General features: G+C 29.8%; 18 protein-coding genes. 10 read left to right on the forward strand and 8 right to left on the reverse strand.

Annotated features, from left to right (window positions below):
• Nucleotide 1: 1 nt before the first annotated feature.
• The 7 genes from CD56_RS05375 to yajC are packed head-to-tail and all read right to left on the reverse strand — an operon-like array spanning nucleotide 2 to nucleotide 7466.
• Nucleotides 2-1369 carry a hypothetical protein gene (locus tag CD56_RS05375; RefSeq protein ID WP_047208420.1) on the reverse strand — a complete coding sequence of 456 codons (1368 nt, stop codon included), beginning with the start codon at nucleotides 1367-1369 and terminating at the stop codon, nucleotides 2-4.
• Nucleotide 1370: 1 nt separating this feature from the next.
• Nucleotides 1371-1868: an LPS assembly lipoprotein LptE gene (gene lptE / locus CD56_RS05380; protein WP_047208421.1), complete on the reverse strand. Its 498-nt coding sequence runs from the start codon at nucleotides 1866-1868 to the stop codon at nucleotides 1371-1373.
• Nucleotides 1865-4294: a leucine--tRNA ligase gene (gene leuS, locus CD56_RS05385; RefSeq protein WP_047208422.1), complete on the reverse strand. Its 2430-nt coding sequence runs from the start codon at nucleotides 4292-4294 to the stop codon at nucleotides 1865-1867. The genes lptE and leuS overlap by 4 nt, the downstream gene beginning before the upstream one ends.
• Before the next feature lie 8 nt (nucleotides 4295-4302).
• Complete coding sequence (locus tag CD56_RS05390) at nucleotides 4303-4644, reverse strand: DUF6394 family protein (RefSeq protein WP_039618681.1); 342 nt, start codon at nucleotides 4642-4644, stop codon at nucleotides 4303-4305.
• A 2-nt stretch (nucleotides 4645-4646) separates the two neighbouring features.
• Nucleotides 4647-5618 (reverse strand): protein translocase subunit SecF, encoded by a 972-nt coding sequence (gene secF / locus CD56_RS05395; protein WP_039668575.1) that lies wholly within the window; start codon nucleotides 5616-5618, stop codon nucleotides 4647-4649.
• Entirely contained in the window at nucleotides 5618-7198 is a 1581-nt protein-coding gene (secD, locus tag CD56_RS05400; RefSeq protein ID WP_047208423.1) for a protein translocase subunit SecD, read from the reverse strand. The genes secF and secD overlap by 1 nt, the downstream gene beginning before the upstream one ends.
• Complete coding sequence (yajC, locus tag CD56_RS05405; protein ID WP_039618686.1) at nucleotides 7191-7466, reverse strand: preprotein translocase subunit YajC; 276 nt, start codon at nucleotides 7464-7466, stop codon at nucleotides 7191-7193. Before yajC ends, secD begins: the two co-directional genes overlap by 8 nt.
• On the opposite strand from yajC, the gene CD56_RS05410 reads away from it, so the two are divergent.
• The gene (locus tag CD56_RS05410) at nucleotides 7436-8758 is read left to right on the forward strand and encodes an apolipoprotein N-acyltransferase (RefSeq protein ID WP_047208424.1); all 1323 of its coding nucleotides are present in this window, start codon (nucleotides 7436-7438) and stop codon (nucleotides 8756-8758) included. The two genes, yajC and CD56_RS05410, sit on opposite strands and share 31 nt — an antisense overlap.
• Before the next feature lie 10 nt (nucleotides 8759-8768).
• Here CD56_RS05410 and metK read toward each other — a convergent pair whose 3' ends face one another.
• Nucleotides 8769-9962 carry a methionine adenosyltransferase gene (metK, locus tag CD56_RS05415; RefSeq protein WP_047208425.1) on the reverse strand — a complete coding sequence of 398 codons (1194 nt, stop codon included), beginning with the start codon at nucleotides 9960-9962 and terminating at the stop codon, nucleotides 8769-8771.
• A 129-nt stretch (nucleotides 9963-10091) separates the two neighbouring features.
• Here metK and sstT point away from each other — a divergent pair, with 129 nt between their 5' ends.
• From sstT to smpB, 9 genes are read left to right on the forward strand one after another with little or no spacing between them, the layout of a single operon-like run.
• Nucleotides 10092-11318, forward strand: a complete 1227-nt coding sequence (gene sstT, locus CD56_RS05420) for a serine/threonine transporter SstT (protein WP_047208426.1) — start codon at nucleotides 10092-10094, stop codon at nucleotides 11316-11318.
• Between the two features lie 9 nt (nucleotides 11319-11327).
• A complete protein-coding gene (locus tag CD56_RS05425; protein WP_047208427.1) occupies nucleotides 11328-12206 on the forward strand; it encodes an aspartate carbamoyltransferase catalytic subunit in 879 nt (292 codons plus the stop codon).
• Between the two features lie 4 nt (nucleotides 12207-12210).
• The gene (locus tag CD56_RS05430; protein ID WP_047208428.1) at nucleotides 12211-13932 is read left to right on the forward strand and encodes a M3 family oligoendopeptidase; all 1722 of its coding nucleotides are present in this window, start codon (nucleotides 12211-12213) and stop codon (nucleotides 13930-13932) included.
• A complete protein-coding gene (locus CD56_RS05435; RefSeq protein WP_047208429.1) occupies nucleotides 13925-14371 on the forward strand; it encodes a hypothetical protein in 447 nt (148 codons plus the stop codon). Before CD56_RS05430 ends, CD56_RS05435 begins: the two co-directional genes overlap by 8 nt.
• The gene (locus CD56_RS05440; RefSeq protein WP_047208430.1) at nucleotides 14368-16431 is read left to right on the forward strand and encodes an ATP-dependent helicase; all 2064 of its coding nucleotides are present in this window, start codon (nucleotides 14368-14370) and stop codon (nucleotides 16429-16431) included. The genes CD56_RS05435 and CD56_RS05440 overlap by 4 nt, the downstream gene beginning before the upstream one ends.
• The gene (gene truB / locus CD56_RS05445) at nucleotides 16428-17246 is read left to right on the forward strand and encodes a pseudouridine synthase family protein (RefSeq protein WP_047208431.1); all 819 of its coding nucleotides are present in this window, start codon (nucleotides 16428-16430) and stop codon (nucleotides 17244-17246) included. The genes CD56_RS05440 and truB overlap by 4 nt, the downstream gene beginning before the upstream one ends.
• Nucleotides 17240-17467 (forward strand): carbon storage regulator CsrA, encoded by a 228-nt coding sequence (gene csrA, locus CD56_RS05450; RefSeq protein WP_012661763.1) that lies wholly within the window; start codon nucleotides 17240-17242, stop codon nucleotides 17465-17467. Before truB ends, csrA begins: the two co-directional genes overlap by 7 nt.
• Nucleotides 17464-18219 (forward strand): 4-(cytidine 5'-diphospho)-2-C-methyl-D-erythritol kinase, encoded by a 756-nt coding sequence (locus tag CD56_RS05455; RefSeq protein WP_047208432.1) that lies wholly within the window; start codon nucleotides 17464-17466, stop codon nucleotides 18217-18219. Before csrA ends, CD56_RS05455 begins: the two co-directional genes overlap by 4 nt.
• Nucleotides 18219-18674 (forward strand): SsrA-binding protein SmpB, encoded by a 456-nt coding sequence (gene smpB, locus CD56_RS05460; protein ID WP_039628564.1) that lies wholly within the window; start codon nucleotides 18219-18221, stop codon nucleotides 18672-18674. Before CD56_RS05455 ends, smpB begins: the two co-directional genes overlap by 1 nt.
• Nucleotides 18675-18683: the final 9 nt, after the last annotated feature.

Below are 18683 nucleotides of genomic sequence, written 5' to 3' on the forward strand. Positions count from 1 at the left end.
ATTAAGCTTTTTGTATTAATTCTTTTAAAATATCACCATCTGGAAATTCTTTTTTTTCTATGCAAGAAGATGATAAAACAAGCTTAACCACTTCTTCTTTATAAATAAATTTATAATCATCTATAAGCTTCAAGGCTTTTTCTGTAAAAATTTGAGCACTTTCTAAATTTTTACCTGGAAGTATAACTAAATAAGAACTTTCATCTAAAATCCAAATTTCAGCCAAATTTTTACATAAATCTTTAAGAATTTTTTTAAATTTTCCACTGATGGTTTTAAAACTATCAATGCCATAAGTATTAATAACATGTTCTATATTATTGATTTTAAAAAAAGATAGGGCATAATTAACCGCATAAAGCCTATAATTTTCATCAAGTTTTTTAAGCTCTTGAGCAAGATTCCATTGTTCTCTTTGCTCATCATCACTTGTAGCTTGAATTTGAGTTTTAATTTGAGCTATTTGCTCATTTGCATATAAAAGTTTATCTTTTAAAGTGTCAAAATTAATCTGCACATTACCATTTTCATCTTTAGTTAAAGCATTGATAAATTTTACATCCTCTTGACTATTATCATAAAGCTTTGACACCATTTCATTTAAGCTTTCTAAGTGCTGATTAAAAAAAGAAAGATTTTTTTGTATATAGTATTTATCTATTGCTTCTTTTTTTTGTAGCATCAAACAGTACTCATGTGCAAATTCTTTTCTAGCAATTAATTTAGGATTTTCTTTTAATTTTTGTTTAAATTGCTCAACTTCTTTACTCTCGCCAAATAAAGGCTCTAAAGAAGCTAGTAAAAGTTCAGCTTGTTTTTCATAAGAGCGTTCTTTTAGCATAATGATAAGTTTTTCTATTAAAGCGTGAAAATCCAAAAACGCTCGGATATTAAATTCTTCTAATTTTTTTAAAAGCTCATGATCTTCATAAGATTTTTCAAGTTCTCTCCATTTAGCTCTTAATAGATATATGGTTTCTAAATCCATAGCTTGAGATAATCTGTGTTGAGTAATTTGAGCAAGTTCTTTGATTTTTTTATCTTTACTAATACTAAGCTGCTGAATAATTAAGTCAAGTAAAGCATAAACATCTTCATATTTTCTACTTACCTGCCTATTGAGTCTAGAGACTAAAAACATCAAAAACTCATCAATAGTTCGAATGCTCTTTCCTTTTAATTCTTGTTTATAAGAATCATCCAAAAGATTGGTATATTTTTCTATTCTAGCTTTATTGGAGCTCATAACCCCTGCTTTTTTAGCACATTCTTCAAATACTTCGCTATAATTTTCAGGTGTTGGATATAATTTACGCTCTTTTAATTTTATCAATGTTTCTTTTGCAATTTCATTGATATGGCTTGCCATTTTACTTATAACCCCTAATAGCTATAATAGAAACAAACTCATCAAAAGCCTCACTTGATGCGTTTTTAATCGCTTCAAATCTTGCTTGATCACTAATGATAGAGTTTGGATTAATATCAAAATTATAACTTCCTTTGGTATTTACAATTTCTTCCTTGCCATTTTTATAACGCAATATAAACTCCAAATAAAGCTCTGCTTTATAATTAATCACATAACCATTTTTATCATAAACCATAGGATGAAATTCTAATTTTTTCATCGTAACTATAATAGAACTATCTGCATTATACTCATCTGTAATTTTTCTACCAAGCTTATTAAGCATAGCCTCTCTTAAAATATCTGTTATGTAAACACTATTTTCAGGATCTTGCTTACTGATATTAATTTTTAAAAATACATTTTCACCCAAAACCCTACTTGCCATTTGAGATGATGGAATATATCCACAAGCTATGATGAAAAAAGCAAAAAAAGATATTAAATATTTTTTCATTTAACCACCAAATTTACTAATTTCTTATCAATATAAATTTCTTTTACTATGGTTTTTCCTTCTAGCCATTTTGCAACATTTTCTTTAGCTAAAGCTAAAATCTCATCTTCTTTAGCTTCTGAATTTATTTCAATTTGTGCTCTTTTTTTACCATTAACACTAATAGCTATATTAAAACTATCTTTTACAAAAACTTCATCTTTTATTTTTAATACTTTAAAATTTTCACATTTAAATAAAAACTCACTAAGTTCAAAACAAACATGAGGGATAATAGGCTCTAAAATATTTAAAATAATATAAAAAGCTTCTTTTGTAACTTCTTTATGATTGATAGCATTTAAGGCATTTAAAGCCTCCATACATGCAGCTATTAAGGTATTAAAGGCAAAACTTTCTTCATAAACTTCAAAAGATTTTTTCAAAGCTTCATATACTTTTAATCTAGCATATTTTTCTTCTTTATTTAAACTTTGATGATCAATCTCTTGCAATTTTCCACATTCCAAACTCATAGCCTTTTCATAAAGCCTATTGATAAATTTAAACGCACCCTCTAATGCACTATCATTCCATTCAAGTTCTTTAGCAGGTGGTGCAGCAAACAATATAAACAATCTTGCGCTATCTGCTCCATATTTTTCTATAATATAATCAGGATCAACTACATTGCCCTTAGACTTACTCATCTTAGCACCATCTTTAGTGACCATTCCTTGGGTTAAAAGCCTATTAAAAGGCTCATCATCTTTTAAATAGCCTAAATCCCTAAGTGCTTTTTGAAAAAATCTAGCATAGAGTAAATGTAATATTGCATGTTCAATACCACCAATATATTCATCAACATTCATCCAATAATTAACACTTTTTTCATCTACTGCTTTTTCTTGCCATGTTTTATCATCACTTGCAAAACGCGCAAAATACCAAGAACTTTCAAAGAAAGTATCTAAAGTATCGCTTTCCTTTTGTGCTTTTTTACCACATTTTGGGCAAATGCACTCTTTCCATGTTTCATGCTTATCAAGTGGATTTCCTTCTCCATTTATCACCACATCTTCAGGCAAGGTAATAGGTAAATTTTCTATTTTTTGAGGAACTATACCACAAGAATCACACTTAATCATTGGTATAGGAGCCCCCCAATATCTTTGTCTAGAAACACCCCAATCACGAATTTTAAAATTAGTAACTCTTTTACCAATACCCAAAGATTCAATTTTTAAACTAATTTTTTCTCTAGCATCATTGCATTCTAGTTGATCAAATTCGCCACTATTAGTTAAAACACCTTCTTTTAAAGTGTAGCATTGTGCGTCATTTTCATCTTTATAAATTACTTTTTTTATAGCCAAATTATAAGTTTTTGCAAACTCATAATCTCTTTCATCATGAGCAGGTACACTCATAACAGCGCCACTACCATAATCACTTAAAACAAAATTAGCTACCCATAAAGGAATTTTTTCTTTACTTAGTGGATGGATTACATAAAGATTTAAAAAATATCCTTCTTTTGGTGCGGCCTGTCTTTGGCGTGGTGTTTGATTTTGTATATTTTGAATTTTAGCTATAACATCTTGATTTAGTAATTTTTTATCAATTAATTCATTTACTATTTCATGATCAGGCGCTAAAGCAATGTAAGATACTCCATAAATAGTCTCAGCTCTTGTGGTAAAAACATTGATCTTTTTTGCGCTGATTTTATCATTCTCTTCTATATCAAAATCAAAACTAAGCCCTGTGCTTTTACCTATCCAATTTTCTTGCATAGTTAGAACTTGACTTGGCCATTTTCCTTCTAATTTTTTAAGATCTTGTAATAATTCATCTGCATAAGCAGTGATTTTTACATAATATCCTGGCATTTTTTTTCTAATGACTTCATGCCCACAACGCCAACATTTACCATCTTCAACTTGCTCATTTGCTAAAACAGTTTTATCATTCTCACACCAATTGACTTCAGCTTCTTTAGTATAAATCAAACCTTTCTCATACATTTTGATGAAAAATTCTTGCTCAAATTTAGTATATAAAGGATCAGAAGTAGCAAGCATTCTTTTTTTGGAAAAAGAAAAACCCAAAGAAGTAAGCTCATTTTGCATATAATCAATATTCTCATAAGTCCATTTTTTAGGATGGATACCATGTTTAATCGCAGCATTTTCAGCAGGCATACCAAAACTATCAAAACCTATAGGATGTAAGACGTTAAAACCTTTTTTTCTATAATACCTAGCCATAGCATCACCTATACTATAGTTTCTCACATGCCCCATATGAATTCTACCGCTTGGATATGGAAACATAGATAAAATGTATTTTTTTGGTAAAGAAAAATCATCTTTTGGTTCAAAATATTCTTTTTCTTGCCAAATTTTTTGCCATTTTTTTTCTATTTTACCTGCTTCATATGCCATTTTCACTCCTAATTTTCTTCTTGATTTTTTACTGAATCAACTATAACTAAAATCATTGAAAAGATATTAGCTATCAAAGCACCAATTGCTAAAGTATAAACCATAACATTAGCTTCTGGATTAATTTGTATCAAAGCAAAAGCAGGAATTAAATGCAAATCAGCCACCAAAGAGCTAGCAAATAATTCAGCTGCTAAGAAATTTCTAACTCCAATTTTCAATAAAGTAGAAATTAAATTCACACAAGCTGCAATAAATAGCGCAACTTCATTTTGATCATATAAAAATCCTGCGGTTGTAGTTAAGCTCATTAGAGCAAAAAAGATATAAATAACCTTACCCCAATTCATTTTTACACCGTTCCTTTTTCATACATCGCTCTTAATTTTTCTTTTTCTTGTTTTTTCTTTACTTTTTCTAATTCTTTTTGGCGATACTGTGCAACGCTGAATTTAAACCACAAAAGCGCTGGACTTGCTACAAATATAGAACTTGCAGTACCTGCTATAATACCTACTATCATAGTTAGAGCAAAACCTTCTATCATAGATCCACCAAAGAAATAAAGCACTACAACAGTAATTAAAGTTAATCCGGTTGTTAAGGTAGTTCTTGATAAAGTAGCTGAAACTGATTCATTAATAATTAGATCAAGTTTTGAATTTTTACTTGTTTTAACACCTTCTCTAATCCTATCAAAAATAATAATCGTATCATTTAAAGAATACCCAAGCACGGTTAAAACAGCCGCTAAAATATCTAAATTTACATCTATTTCAAATAACGCAATAGCACCTAAAGTAATGACTATATCATGAATTTCACACACAATAGAAGCCATAGCAAAACGCCATTCAAATCTTACTGCCAAATAAATCAAAATAGCAATCAAAGAAATTCCAACCGCCATAAGACCTTTATTACGCAGTTCATCTCCTACTTTTGGACCTACTACATCCACGCGGCGCACTTCAAATTTACCTGTATCTTTTAATAAATTTGCAATGCTTACTCCAATATCACTTCCCAAGCTATCACTACTTCCTGAAAAACGAATAATCACTTCATTAGCACTACCAAATTCAGTAACGCTAGCACCTTTTAAATTTTCATTGATAGCTAAAGCTTTGCGAATTTCGGCCAAAGGAGCTTTTTGCTCGTATTGAAGTTGCACCAAAGTTCCACCGGTAAAATCAATACCAAAATTCAAACCCTTAGTAAAAAGGATAAAAATAGAACCAAAAAATAAAATAAAAGACAAAGAGATGGCTGCAAATCTCATTCTCATAAAATCATAAACATGTTTTTGACTAAAAAATTGCATTAAGGTCTCCTATATCCAAACCATAATCTTGTGTTATTGCTTTTTTCCATACGGTTCATAAACATTTCAAACATACCATGAGTTCCAACAATAGAAGTAATCATCGAAACTAAAATCCCAATACTCAAAGTCACCGCAAAACCTTTTACTGCACCTGTTCCATAAGCATAAAGTACCACTGAAGTGATTAATGAAGTAATGTTAGAATCTAAAATCGCACTCATTGCATGTTTATAACCATTTTCAACACTTTGCCTTATGCTAGCACCTTCTCGCAATAATTCTCTAATTCTTTCATTAATAATAACATTAGAATCTACTGCCATACCCACAGTCAGTACAAGTCCTGCCATACCAGGTAAAGTTAAGGTTGCTCCAAACATAGCCATTACAGCAATAATTACTAAAATATTTGCCACTAAAGCAATATTAGCAAAAATTCCTGCTATACCATAATACATCACCATAAATGCAATAACTAATATGGAAGCACCTGCTAGGGCTATCATACTCATTTTAATACTATCAGCACCCAAAGATGGTCCAACACTTCTTTTTTCAAGCATTTTAACCGGTGCTAAAAGCGCCCCACTTCTTAAAGCAATGGCTACATCATGAGCTTCTTCTACAGTAAAGCTACCACTAATTTGGCCACTACCCCCGCCTATTCTTTCATTAATTCTTGGAGCTGAATATACTTTATTATCCAAAACTATAGCTAAGCGTTTGCCTACATTATTTCCTGTATAGTCTCCAAATTTTTTCGCACCTTCTGAATTTAAATTAAAATTAATCACAGGAAGATTATTACTTTGTGCAAAACCTACTTTTGCATCTGTTAGCATAGAACCATCAAGAATAGGTATAGATTTTACTAGATATTTAATTTGAGGATTTTTTGCATCTTCAAAAATCAAATCTCCATATTCAGCAGCTTGGGCTGGAGTAAGATTATTTACTTGATCCATTCTAACATCATCTACTTCCATTAATTGCAAATGTGCAGCTTTTGCGATAAGTTCTCTAGCTCTAGCCTCATCTGCAGCAGTTTTAATACCTGGAAGCTCGACTAAAATTTTATCCTCACCTGATCTTGCTACATTTGGCTCTGCAAGACCAAATTGATCAAGTCTATTTCTAATGGTTTCTACAGCTTGTAAAATAGCTTGTTCATGAGTTAGTTTGATTTCTTCTTGGGTTAAAGAAAGTGTGTAGTGTAAATTTTCATGTGCAATAGCCAAGCCTTTAATGTCTTTTAACAACAAATCAACCTTAGCTACATCATTTTCATCTAATAAACTAAATTCAATACTAGTATCATTTACTTTGATTTTATCAACAATAATATCTTCTTTATTGATAGAATAACTAAGAGAAGAGGCTATGGATTTAACCTTTGATTTAACCGCCTCTTCTACTTCTACACCTAATAACATATGCAAACCACCTTGCAAATCAAGCCCTAGGTTGATCTTAGCACCACTTTGGGTTTGCATAAAAGAAGGTATGGAAAAAACTAATCCTATAAGAAAAACTACAAAGAAAATAATACTTCTATAAGTAATTTTTCCACTACGCATCAATTTTCTTTGCTATAAAATCTCTAGAAATTTTTACAACTACATTTTCATCATTAAGCTTAACTTTGATAAAATCCTCTTCTGGTTTTACCACCTCGCAAATTATCCCACCATTTGTGATGATTTTATCTCCTTTTTCTAAAGATGAAACCATTAATTTGTGGTCTTTTGCTTGTTTTTGTTGTGGTCTAATAACCAAAAAATAAAAAATCGCAAAAAGCACAATGAGAGGCAACAATGAAGTCCAAATATTTCCGTTTTCTGCCATTTCTTCCCCTTTTTTTAAAGTTCATAAATTCTAATTCTACCACTTTTAAAATAATAAAAGCCTTTTTTTCTGCACTTTTATTGTCAAATTTTATTTATTTTTCTTTTTTTGAAAATTTACTTTTTGAATTTATTTCTCCATTTTTAAGTATATATGGTTTGGTTTTATTGCTAAGAAATAAAAGTAAAGTAGGATATTTTTATACCGGATTTTTTGTAGGAATTTTATGGTTTTGGTGGATAGCTTTATCATCAATTTATTTTGATTTAGCTTATTTAATTCCTTTAGAAATTATCTTAATAGGATTAATTTATGGATTTTTATTTTTAGTATGTTTTTTTCTTAAATATGATTTTTTAAGACTTTGTGGAATTTTTTTACTTAGTTTTATTCATCCTTTTGGTTTTGATTGGCTAAATTGGGGTGTTTTAAGTGTATATGGGATCTTTGATGCAAGTTATCAAGGCATTATAGCTATGTTTTTGATTGCTTATTTTTATTATGAAAAATACATTTCAAGATATTATAAGATAGCAATTATTTTAACCCTTATTCTAATCGGAGCTCAATACAATCAAAAACAACCGCAAATACTAAATTTAGACTATAAATTAATCCAAACTAATATCTCCCAAGATCAAAAATTCATACAAGAAAATTTACAAACTCATTCTAAAGATATATTTTATCAAATCAATCAGGCCATAAAAGAAGGTAAAGAAGTAATTGTTTTTCCTGAAACAGCTTTTGCCTTTGCTTTAAATAAAGCACCAAGTTATTTGCAAGCCTTAAAAGATTTATCAAAACAAATCATCATCATCACAGGTACTATAAGCACCACACCTAATCATCTATACAATAGCACTTATGTATTTGACAATGGCAATATACAAGTTTTTAACAAACACTATCTTGTACCTTTTGGAGAAGAAATTCCTATATTTAAAACCTTTTTTAAAAAATACCTTTTAAATATTGATGAATTTTCAAAAGGAAAAGAATTAAATCAATATACTTTAAATAATCAACTCATCACTAATGCTATCTGCTTTGAAGCTACAAAAGAAAAACTTTACAAACACTCAAAAATCATCATCGCTATTTCAAATAATGCTTGGTTTAATTTTTCAAGTGAATATAAATTACAAAATTTTCTAATGCGTTTTTATGCAAACAATTATAATGCAAGCATATATCATGCAGTTAATGGAAAAGAAAATGCTGTAATTAAACCAAAAGAGATATTGATTTTAAAGATAAAAGAAAAACTTTTAAAGCAAAATGAAGCTTAAAAGCTTCATTTTATAATGCTTTAAATTCATCAAGAGCGTCTAATTTTTCCCAAGGATAATCAGCCTGCCCCACTTGACCACGAGCAGCTACATCAGCATACATGAAAGTATCTTTACTTGGTTTATCAAGATTGAATTTATTTTTAATCCAATTTGGAGTTAATGGGAAAGTTTTCATCACAAAATCACTTAAAATATCATCATTTAATCTTGTATTTGTTCCCATACAATCCACACTTACAGAAGTTGGTTTAGCTACACCTATAGCATAAGAAAGCTGCACTATGCATTTTTTAGCAAGCCCTGCTGCTACGATATTTTTAGCAAGCCATCTTGCAGCATAAAGCCCGCTTCTATCAACCTTAGTATAATCTTTAGAAGATTGTGCTCCTCCGCCTATTGGAGCATAGCCACCAAAGCTATCTACTATAAGCTTTCTTCCTGTTAAACCACTATCATGTAATGAACTATGATTTACATATTTTCCCGTTGGGTTGATTAAAATTCTTGTTTTTTCTGGGCAAAAAAGCTCTTTTGGTAAATTTGAATCTAAAATCAAACCCATCACCAAAGCTCTTAAATCTTCTATTTTCATACTTTCAACACAAGGAGCTGAAACTACAATAGTATGAATGCTTTGAGGTTTGCAATTTTCAAAATTTTCTTTATTTACATAATCAATTGTCACTTGAGTTTTAATATCCACTCCAAGTTTATCAGGATTGTTTTTTGCAAACTCATATACTTTATCACAAAGCATTCTAGCATAAGAAATAGCCGCTGGCATATATTCTTTTGCTTCATTACTTGCAAAACCAAACATTATCCCTTGATCACCTGCTCCAATTTCTCCATCTTCTTGATCAACACCTTGATTAATATCAGGGCTTTGCTCATTTAAAAATACCATTACATCTAAATCATCAGGATGTAAACATTGCTTTTTACTAAAATGCGGATGTCCATCATAACCAATATCCGCTAAAGCTTTTTTTACGATATTTTCATAATCTTGTTTTTCTAGCTTATGTTTTGATTTAATCTCGCCACCAATTACTACTTTATTTCCTGCTACAAAAACCTCACTAGCAACCCTTGAGTCTTTATCATGAGTTAAAAAAGCATCCACTATAGAATCGGCTATAATATCAGCGCATTTATCAGGATGTCCTGCACTAACAACTTCAGAAGTAAATAAATACATATTTTATATTCCTTATCATAAAAATGATAGCTCTATTCTAACATAAGCTAGCTTAAAAATAAAAAAGCTTATTTAAGCTTTACTTTGTTAGAATAAATTAAAAATTTATCACTACAAAAAAGGTAAGAAATGAGTTTATTTTCTTGTGCAATCAAACGCTATAAAGATGGAAATCTTATTTTACAAATTTGCATAGGTATTGTTTTAGGAATTTTAGTAGGTGTTTTTTCTAAAGATTTAGCTATTTTTGCAAATATTTTTGGTGCTTTATTTACAGGAGCTTTAAAAGCTATAGCGCCAATTTTGGTTTTTATCTTAATCTTAACAACTATTTGCACAAAAGAATTTAACCATGGAAGTGAAAAAATAAAACATATCATTTTCTTATATATATTTGGAACTTTTTTAGCTTCTTTAAGCGCAGTTAGTATAAGCTTTGTCTTTCCCATAGAATTAGTATTAACCGATATTGAAAAAGCTTCCACCACAAGTCCTGCGCATATAGGCGAAGTATTTAAAACCTTACTTTTTCAAATCGTAGATAATCCTATCCACGCTTTATCTTCAGGAAATTATTTAAGCATATTAGCTTGGGCTATAGGCGGAGGTTTTGCCCTAAGACATTGCTCTAATGATGCAAAGCAACTTTTTACTGATATCAACGAAGGTGTGTTAAAAATCGTTAAATTTATAGTCAAACTTGCTCCTTTTGGAATTTTTGGACTTGTAGCAAATTCAGTTGCTCAAACAGGAGCAGCAGGGCTTTTAAGTTATATTAAATTATTGATAATTTTAGTTTTAACTATGTTTTTTGTAGCCTTTGTGATTAATGCTTTAATTGTTTTTGCCTATACAAAGAAAAATCCTTATCCTTTGATTTTTATTTGCTTAAAACATAGTGCTGTTTTTGCATTTTTCACAAGAAGTTCTGCAGCAAACATCCCTGTAAATATGGCACTTTGCTCTAAATTAAATATCAACAATAACCTATATAGTATCTCCATTCCACTAGGAGCTACGATTAATATGGCAGGAGCAGCTGTAACCATTGCTATATTAAGTCTTGCAGCAGCTCACACAGTAGGCATTGAAATAAATTTTTTACAAGCTATGCTTTTGAGTGTTTTAGCTGCATTTGCAGCTTGTGGAGCTAGCGGGGTTGCCGGCGGTTCGCTCTTACTTATACCACTTGCTTGCTCTTTGTTTAATATTGATTATGACATAGCTATGCAAGTAGTTGCGGTTGGTTTTATCATAGGGGTTATTCAAGATAGCGTTGAAACAGCTTTAAATAGCTCAACGGATGTTTTATTTAGCGCCATTTGTTCAGATAATGAGCTTAATTTAAAAATTTAAGGAGGGCTTATGAGGCATTTAATCACTACAAAAGATTTTAACAATGATGAAATCTTAGCTTTATTTAAAGAAGCAAAAGAATTCCTAGATGAAAAACCGCGTACATTTTTAGAAGGAAAAAGTGTTACAACAATTTTCTTTGAAAATTCAACACGCACCCAATCAAGCTTTGAAACAGCTGCAAGAAGACTGGGTGCTAAAGTTTTAAAATTAGATGTTTCAAGAAGTAGCTCAAGTAAAGGCGAAACACTTTTTGATACTGCTGCGAATTTAGATGCAATGGCACCAAGTGCTATTGTAGTTAGACACAAAAACTCAGGCGTGCCTCATACTTTAGCAAATTATACTCATTGTCCTATAGTTAATGGAGGCGATGGCAAGCATGCTCATCCTACTCAAGCTTTACTTGATCTTTTTACTATAATGGAACATTTTGATTATAATGTTAAAGGTAAAAAAATAGCAATAGTAGGAGATATTAAAAACTCACGCGTTGCTGCTTCAAATTTAGAATTATTACCTCGTTTTGGTATAGACATTACCCTAGTAGCCCCGCCTCATTTTATGCCAAATTATCCTATTAAAAAAACAAATAAACTAAAAGAAGTTATTGATGATATTGATATTATCATGAGTCTTAGAACACAAACTGAAAGACACAATATCCCAACCTATGCATCGCTTAAAGATTATGCAAATGATTTTTGCATTAGTAAAGATTTAATAAAAGATAAAAATCTCATTATCCTACATCCTGGTCCTGTGCATAGAAATATTGATATTAGCGATGAAGTAATGGCTGATAAAAGATGTAAGGTTTTAACTCAAGTTAAAAATGGCGTTGCCATTAGAATGGCTGTATTAAAAAAACTCATTTTAGAAAGTTAAAATCATGCAAAATTGGAACTTAAGTACATTATTTAAAGATGAGCAAGAATTAAATCTTTTTTTACAAAAAACCCAAGATGATGCTTGTGAATTTAAAAAACAATATGAAAATAATCTTCATAGTTTAGACAATGAGCAATTCTTACAGGCTTTAAAAAATTATGAAGAATTAATCTTAAAACTTTCTCATATACTAACCTATGTGTATTTAAATTTTGCTCAAGATACCACAAAAGGTGCTTTTTATGCAAAATATGAAAATTTAAGTAAAAAAATAGAAGAAAATCTTTTATTTTTTGAACTTGAATTTTGCGAATTAAAAGAAGAAAAAAGCAAAACTTTCATCACATTTTGCAAAGATTATGAGTTTTATTTAAATAATCTTATCAAACACAAAAAACACAATCTTTCTAAAAAAGAAGAAAGAGTTATCCTAGCTCTATCAAGTACAGGTTCAAATGCATTTGCAAGATTATTTGATGAGACATTTAGTGCTTTAAAATTTAATTTTGAAGGACAAAAATTAAGCGAAGAAGAAATTCTAAGCAAGCTTTATGATAAAGATAGAAGCATTAGAAAAAAAGCTTCAAAATGCTTTAGTAAAACCTTGAAAAAACAAAACAAGCTTTTAGTATATATTTTTAATATGATTAAAAGCGAACTTGCTAGTATTTGCGAGTTAAGATCTTATGAAAGTCCAGAAACCCCAAGACATATAAGAAATCAAATTTCTAAAAAAAGCGTTGATGTGCTTATTAGTGCTAGTGAAAATAGTTTTGATATTGTTTCTAAATTTTACAACGCAAAGAAAAAAATTCTAGGATATAAAAAGCTAAAAGATTATGATCGTTATGCGCCTATTGGAAAGGAAATGCAAGTTGATTTTGATCAAGGAAAGGATATAGTTTTAAAAGCTTTTGAAAAATTTTCTAAAGATTTTTATAGGATAACAAAAGAAGCTTTTGAGAATAATTGGATCGATGTTTACCCTAAAGAATTTAAACAAAGCGGTGCTTTTTCTCACTCAAGCACGCCACTAAGTCATCCTTTTATACTTTTAAACTATACCAACCAAAGACGCGATCTTTTTACTCTAGCACATGAGTTAGGCCACACTATACATCAAAAACTTTCCTATAAAGTAAGTTTTTTAAATCAAGATACACCGCTAACTACAGCAGAAACTGCTTCAGTGTTTGCAGAAATGTTGATTTTTGATTATATTAAAGAAAATTTAGGCAAAGAAGAGCTTTTGTCTTTATATGCAGCAAAAATAGAAGATATTTTTGCTACTCTTTATAGACAGATTAATTTTACTACTTTTGAACGCAGATTTCATGCTAAAAAAGAAGAACTAAGCGCTCAAGAACTAAGTGAGATTTGGCTTGAAGAATCAAGAAAAATGTTTCAAGATAGTGTAGTTTTAACCAAAAATTATGGCCTTTGGTATTCTTATATACCACATTTTATACACTCTCCATTTTACTGCTATGCTTATGCTTATGCACAACTTTTAGTTTTAGCGCTTTATGGACTATATAAAAGTGGTAAATGTACTGATTTTACTTCGATTTATACTGAGTTTTTAAGTAGCGGGGGAAGCAAAAGTCCAAAAGAGCTTGTAGCTATGTTTGGCTTTGATATAGAAAGTGATGAGTTTTGGAATATAGGTTTAGAGCAAGTTAGAATACTAGTAGATGAATTTTTAAGGCTAAGCAATGATTGATAAAATTTTAAACAATAAAAATTTTATAAGTTTAATGCAAAAAAGCATTTATGAATGTTTACAAATTTTAATCCAAGAAGATATTGAGTTTAATATCATTGTAAATACTAAATTTGTTACACTCGAACCCCCTTTACCACCAGAATTAGATGTAGTGAGTAAAAATCCTTATTGTCTTTTTGCTCTTGGTGGTTATACTTTTAAATCCATAGTTTTAGCAAATGAGCATATAGAATTTCATGCAGGTTTTGGACCTGATGATTTTGCAACTTTTGTGAAAGTGGATTTAGGGGCAATTACTCAAATTCAAGTTGAAGATAATATCATTTTTGTCAATTTTTCAAACTATTTCAAAAAGCAAAATGATCAAAAATTAAAAGAAAAATCCATGAATGCTTTTTTAAATAATCCTAACAATAAAGATTTATTTAAAAAATGAGTTTTTTTGAAGGTTTAAATGATAGCCAAAAAGAAGCTATCATGCATATTGATGGAGCTATGCTAATACTAGCAGGCGCAGGTAGTGGAAAGACTAAAACCATTACCACTAGGCTTGCTTATTTAATCGATCATGTAGGTATTCCTGCGCAAAACACCCTCACACTAACCTTTACAAATAAAGCTGCTAATGTAATGAAAGCAAGAGCCTTAGCACTTTTACAAGATCAAAATCTACACAATCCCCTTTTATGCACTTTTCATAAATTTGGCTTGTTATTCTTAAGACTTTATAGCGAAAGAATTAATAGAGCAAATAATTTTGTCATTATCGATACAGATGATAAAAAGAAAATACTAAAAGATTTAGCTAGCGAAAATTTACAAAGCTCTTTAGCAAGCATAGGTGCTTATATTTCAAATTTTAAAAATCAAAGCAAAAGCGCCCAAGAAATACGCAAAGAATTAGAATTTTTAAAAGATGAAAAAAACAAAAATTACGAAGAAATCATTCATTTATATGAGCAATATGAACATTTTTTAATCCAAAATAATTTCATGGATTTTGATGATTTACTCATGCTAACTAATAAAATTTTAGAAGATGAACAATTTGCAAAAGAGCAAAGTCAAAAATATACTTATATAACAGTAGATGAGTATCAAGATACCAATGCCTTACAATATCAAATTCTAAAAAAACTTTGCACGTCTCATGAAAATATTTGCGTGGTAGGCGATGATGATCAAAGTATTTATGGATGGCGTGGGGCTAAAATAGAAAATATCTTAAATTTCAAAGAGCAATTTAACAATGTAAAATTAGTCAAATTAGAGCAAAATTATCGCTCAACTAGCGCTATTTTACAAGCTGCAAATGAACTTATAGAGCATAATAGAAAAAGACTAGGGAAAACTTTAATTTGTACCAAAGATGAGGGCGAAGAAATCACAATTTTGCAAAATGATGATGAGAAAATTGAAAGCTTTAAGGTTGCAAGAGAAGTTTCAAAACTTTTAAACTCAGGGATTAATCCTAGTGAAATAGCCATACTTTATAGAGTAAATGCCCTATCTCGTGCTCTTGAAGAAGCTTTTAGTAAAGAAAAAATTCCTTTTAAATTGCTAAGTGGAATTCGTTTTTATGAAAGAGCTGAGATTAAAGATATCATTTCTTATTTAAGATTACTTTCAAATCTAAATGATGATTATTCTTTTAAACGCATTATCAACCGTCCTAAAAGAAATTTTGGTAATGCAAGTTTAGAAAAGCTAGAAAATTATGCCAAAGAAAACCATTTGTCTTTATTTGAAAGTCTATGTGTTTTGCAAGGGAGTGGTTTTTTTAGTAAAAAAACAGACAAAGAATTAGAAAAATTCATACTAAGCATACACAAAATCAAAGAAAAAGATGATTTGCTTGCAATGATTTTAGCCTTAGAAGAAGAATTTAAAATCAAAGAATTTTATAAAGATAACCCAGAAGGTGAAGATAAACTTTTAAATATAGATGAACTTTATGCTAACTTAAAAGATAAAATCACTCATGGAAATTATAATGGCTTAGATGATATTTTAAATGAAATTTCTTTACTTAATGAGCAAGATGGACTTGATAAAGAAAGTATTTGTATTATGAGTATTCATGCAAGCAAAGGACTTGAGTTTGATTATGTTTTTATCATAGGCTTAGAAGAAGGATTTTTCCCACTCACTAGCGAATCAAGCAATATAGAAGAAGAAAGAAGACTTGCTTATGTAGCAATCACTAGAGCCAAGAAAAAACTTTATTTAAGCTATGCTAATTCTAGATTTTATAAAGGAAGTCGCACAAGATTAGAAAAAAGTAGATTTTTTGGCGAGAGTAATGTAATCAAAAAAGAATTAACACTAGATCATCAAAAAAATTGCTATAAAAAAGGCGATTTAATCAAACATAAAATTTTTGGCATAGGCAGAGTCACTGGGGTAAGTAAAATAGGTGCTGAAGAAAAACTCACGATTAATTTTGGAGGCATAGAAAGAATGATAATGTCAAGTTTTGTGGAAAAAGTGATATGAATAAACTTTTTGTAGCTTACAAACCAAGTGGAATGAGTTCTAATGCTTTTTTAGGCAAACTCAAAAAAAAATATAAAAACAAAAAAGCAGGTTTTTCAGGAACACTTGATCCTTTTGCAAAAGGTGTTTTACTCATAGCCTTTGATCAATACACAAAACTTTTTCGCTTTTTTGATAAAAATCCAAAGGTTTACAAAGCAACGCTTTGGCTAGGCGTGCATTCACTAAGCCTTGATAATCAAAATATCAAAGAAATCAATCTTATAAATGCTTTTGATGAGCAAATTTTAGAACAAATTAAAAATGAACTTTTAGGTAAAATCACCTACACCCCACCCGCATTTTGTGCAAAAAAAATAGATGGAGTACGCTCTTATGAGCTTGCAAAAAGAGGTTTTGAAGTCAATTTAAAACCTTGTGTTATGGAAATTTTTTATACTAAAATTTTACACTATAACCACCCCTTTTTAACCATAGAAATAGCAGTTAGTGAGGGTTCTTATATACGCTCTTATTGTGAATTATTTGCTAGAAAACTTGGTATTAAAGCCACGCTAAGCTCATTAGAACGCTTAAGTGAAGGAAAGTTTTTTTATGAGAATGAAAAAGAGTTAAATCCTTTAGCTTATTTAAATCTTAGAAAAAATACGATAAAATACCCCCAAAAATTACACAATGGACAAAAAATATTTTTGGACGATTTGGAAATTCAAGAAGAAGGTAGCTATATTTTAGAAGAAAAAGATTTTTTTTCTATCATTTCTATCCAAGATAATCAAGTGCAATATTATTTAAATAAGGTATTAAAATGTTAATTTTATCAAGAAAAGAAAATGAAAGTATAAAAATCGGAGATGATATAGAAATTAAAGTAGTTCAAACAGGTAAAGGCTATGCCAAAATAGGCATCGAAGCACCAAAGTCTTTAATGATACTACGTAAAGAGCTTATCGAGCAAGTAAAAAGTGAAAATTTACATGCAATTAGCGATGAAACGATAAAACTTGATGATCTGAGTAAAAAGCTTAAAAAATGAAAGCTTACGCAAAAGCTAATATTTTTTTAAAAATCATAGGAATTGATTCAAGATCTTATCATTTATTACAATCACGCTTTATTTTACTAAAAGATATTTTTGATGAATTAAGCTTTAGTGATGAAAAAACAAAAGAAGGATTTGAAATCACTGGAAATTTTACCCAAGATACCATCATACACAAAGCTTATAAAGAATTAGAAAATTTAGGATTTTCTAATGAATTAAATGAATTTTTTAAAGACAAAAGTTTAAAGCTTATTAAAAATATTCCCATAGGTGGAGGCCTTGGTGGAAGTAGCACTGATGCGGTGACATTTTTACTTATGATCAACGAAGCTTTAAATTTAAAACTCAACCAACAACAACTTGAACAAATCTGCCAAAAACTCGGCTCTGATTTAATCTTTTTTTTAAGCGGATATGATAGTGCAAATGTTAGTGGGTGTGGCGAGATTATAGAATATTTTGAAGATGATTTTACTCAACTTGATTTTACTTTTCCTGCTATTGAATGCTCAAGCGCAAAAGTATATAAAGCATTTGATGAAAGCTCATATGATTTAACAGCGAATTTAAATTTAGCCAAAACACTTAAAACACTCAAAACAAGTGAAATTTTAGAGTATAAAAACACTGATTTAAATGACTTATTTGCTCCTTGTGTAAAAATTTATCCTAAAATGCAAACTTTTCTTGATGAAGCTTATTTTTTAAGTGGAAGTGGAAGTGGAGTTTTTAAGGCTAAATGATGAAAAAAACTATAGTAAAAAACAAAAAAGCTTTTTTTGATTATGAAATTTTGGAAAAATTTGAAGCAGGCATTGTTTTAAAAGGTTCTGAAGTGGTAGCATTAAGAGCTAGTAGAGCAAATTTAAAAGATTCTTTTGTGCGTATTATCAAAGGTGAAATTTTCTTACTTAATGCTCATATTTCTCATCTTAGTACTACACATTCTTTTTATAAGCATGATGAAAAAGGTGCGCGAAAACTTTTAATGCATAAAAAGCAAATCGATAGGCTTTTTGGTAAAATTAGCACTCAAGGTTTTACTATAGTGCCATTAGAACTTTATTTTAATGAAAAAAATAAAGTAAAAGTTTTAATAGCCTTAGCCAAAGGAAAAAACTTGCACGATAAAAGAGAAAGTTTAAAGAAAAAACAAGCAGATCTTGAGGCAAGAGCTGCTATGAAAAATCATTATTAAAAAAGGATT

The sequence above is a fragment of the Campylobacter lari genome, assembly GCF_001017575.1.
Classification (GTDB): domain Bacteria; phylum Campylobacterota; class Campylobacteria; order Campylobacterales; family Campylobacteraceae; genus Campylobacter_D; species Campylobacter_D lari_C.

Bases quoted from the DNA above. Each gene is read 5' to 3' on its own strand.
- CD56_RS05375 (WP_047208420.1), bottom strand. From the start codon at position 1,369: ATGGCAAGCCATATCAATGAAATTGCAAAAGAAACATTGATAAAATTA.
- lptE (WP_047208421.1), bottom strand. From the start codon at position 1,868: ATGAAAAAATATTTAATATCTTTTTTTGCTTTTTTCATCATAGCTTGT.
- leuS (WP_047208422.1), bottom strand. From the start codon at position 4,294: ATGGCATATGAAGCAGGTAAAATAGAAAAAAAATGGCAAAAAATTTGG.
- CD56_RS05390 (WP_039618681.1), bottom strand. From the start codon at position 4,644: ATGAATTGGGGTAAGGTTATTTATATCTTTTTTGCTCTAATGAGCTTA.
- secF (WP_039668575.1), bottom strand. From the start codon at position 5,618: ATGCAATTTTTTAGTCAAAAACATGTTTATGATTTTATGAGAATGAGA.
- secD (WP_047208423.1), bottom strand. From the start codon at position 7,198: ATGCGTAGTGGAAAAATTACTTATAGAAGTATTATTTTCTTTGTAGTT.
- CD56_RS05410 (WP_047208424.1), top strand. From the start codon at position 7,436: ATGAAGTCCAAATATTTCCGTTTTCTGCCATTTCTTCCCCTTTTTTTA.
- yajC (WP_039618686.1), bottom strand. From the start codon at position 7,466: ATGGCAGAAAACGGAAATATTTGGACTTCATTGTTGCCTCTCATTGTG.
- metK (WP_047208425.1), bottom strand. From the start codon at position 9,962: ATGTATTTATTTACTTCTGAAGTTGTTAGTGCAGGACATCCTGATAAA.
- sstT (WP_047208426.1), top strand. From the start codon at position 10,092: ATGAGTTTATTTTCTTGTGCAATCAAACGCTATAAAGATGGAAATCTT.
- CD56_RS05425 (WP_047208427.1), top strand. From the start codon at position 11,328: ATGAGGCATTTAATCACTACAAAAGATTTTAACAATGATGAAATCTTA.
- CD56_RS05430 (WP_047208428.1), top strand. From the start codon at position 12,211: ATGCAAAATTGGAACTTAAGTACATTATTTAAAGATGAGCAAGAATTA.
- CD56_RS05435 (WP_047208429.1), top strand. From the start codon at position 13,925: ATGATTGATAAAATTTTAAACAATAAAAATTTTATAAGTTTAATGCAA.
- CD56_RS05440 (WP_047208430.1), top strand. From the start codon at position 14,368: ATGAGTTTTTTTGAAGGTTTAAATGATAGCCAAAAAGAAGCTATCATG.
- truB (WP_047208431.1), top strand. From the start codon at position 16,428: ATGAATAAACTTTTTGTAGCTTACAAACCAAGTGGAATGAGTTCTAAT.
- csrA (WP_012661763.1), top strand. From the start codon at position 17,240: ATGTTAATTTTATCAAGAAAAGAAAATGAAAGTATAAAAATCGGAGAT.
- CD56_RS05455 (WP_047208432.1), top strand. From the start codon at position 17,464: ATGAAAGCTTACGCAAAAGCTAATATTTTTTTAAAAATCATAGGAATT.
- smpB (WP_039628564.1), top strand. From the start codon at position 18,219: ATGAAAAAAACTATAGTAAAAAACAAAAAAGCTTTTTTTGATTATGAA.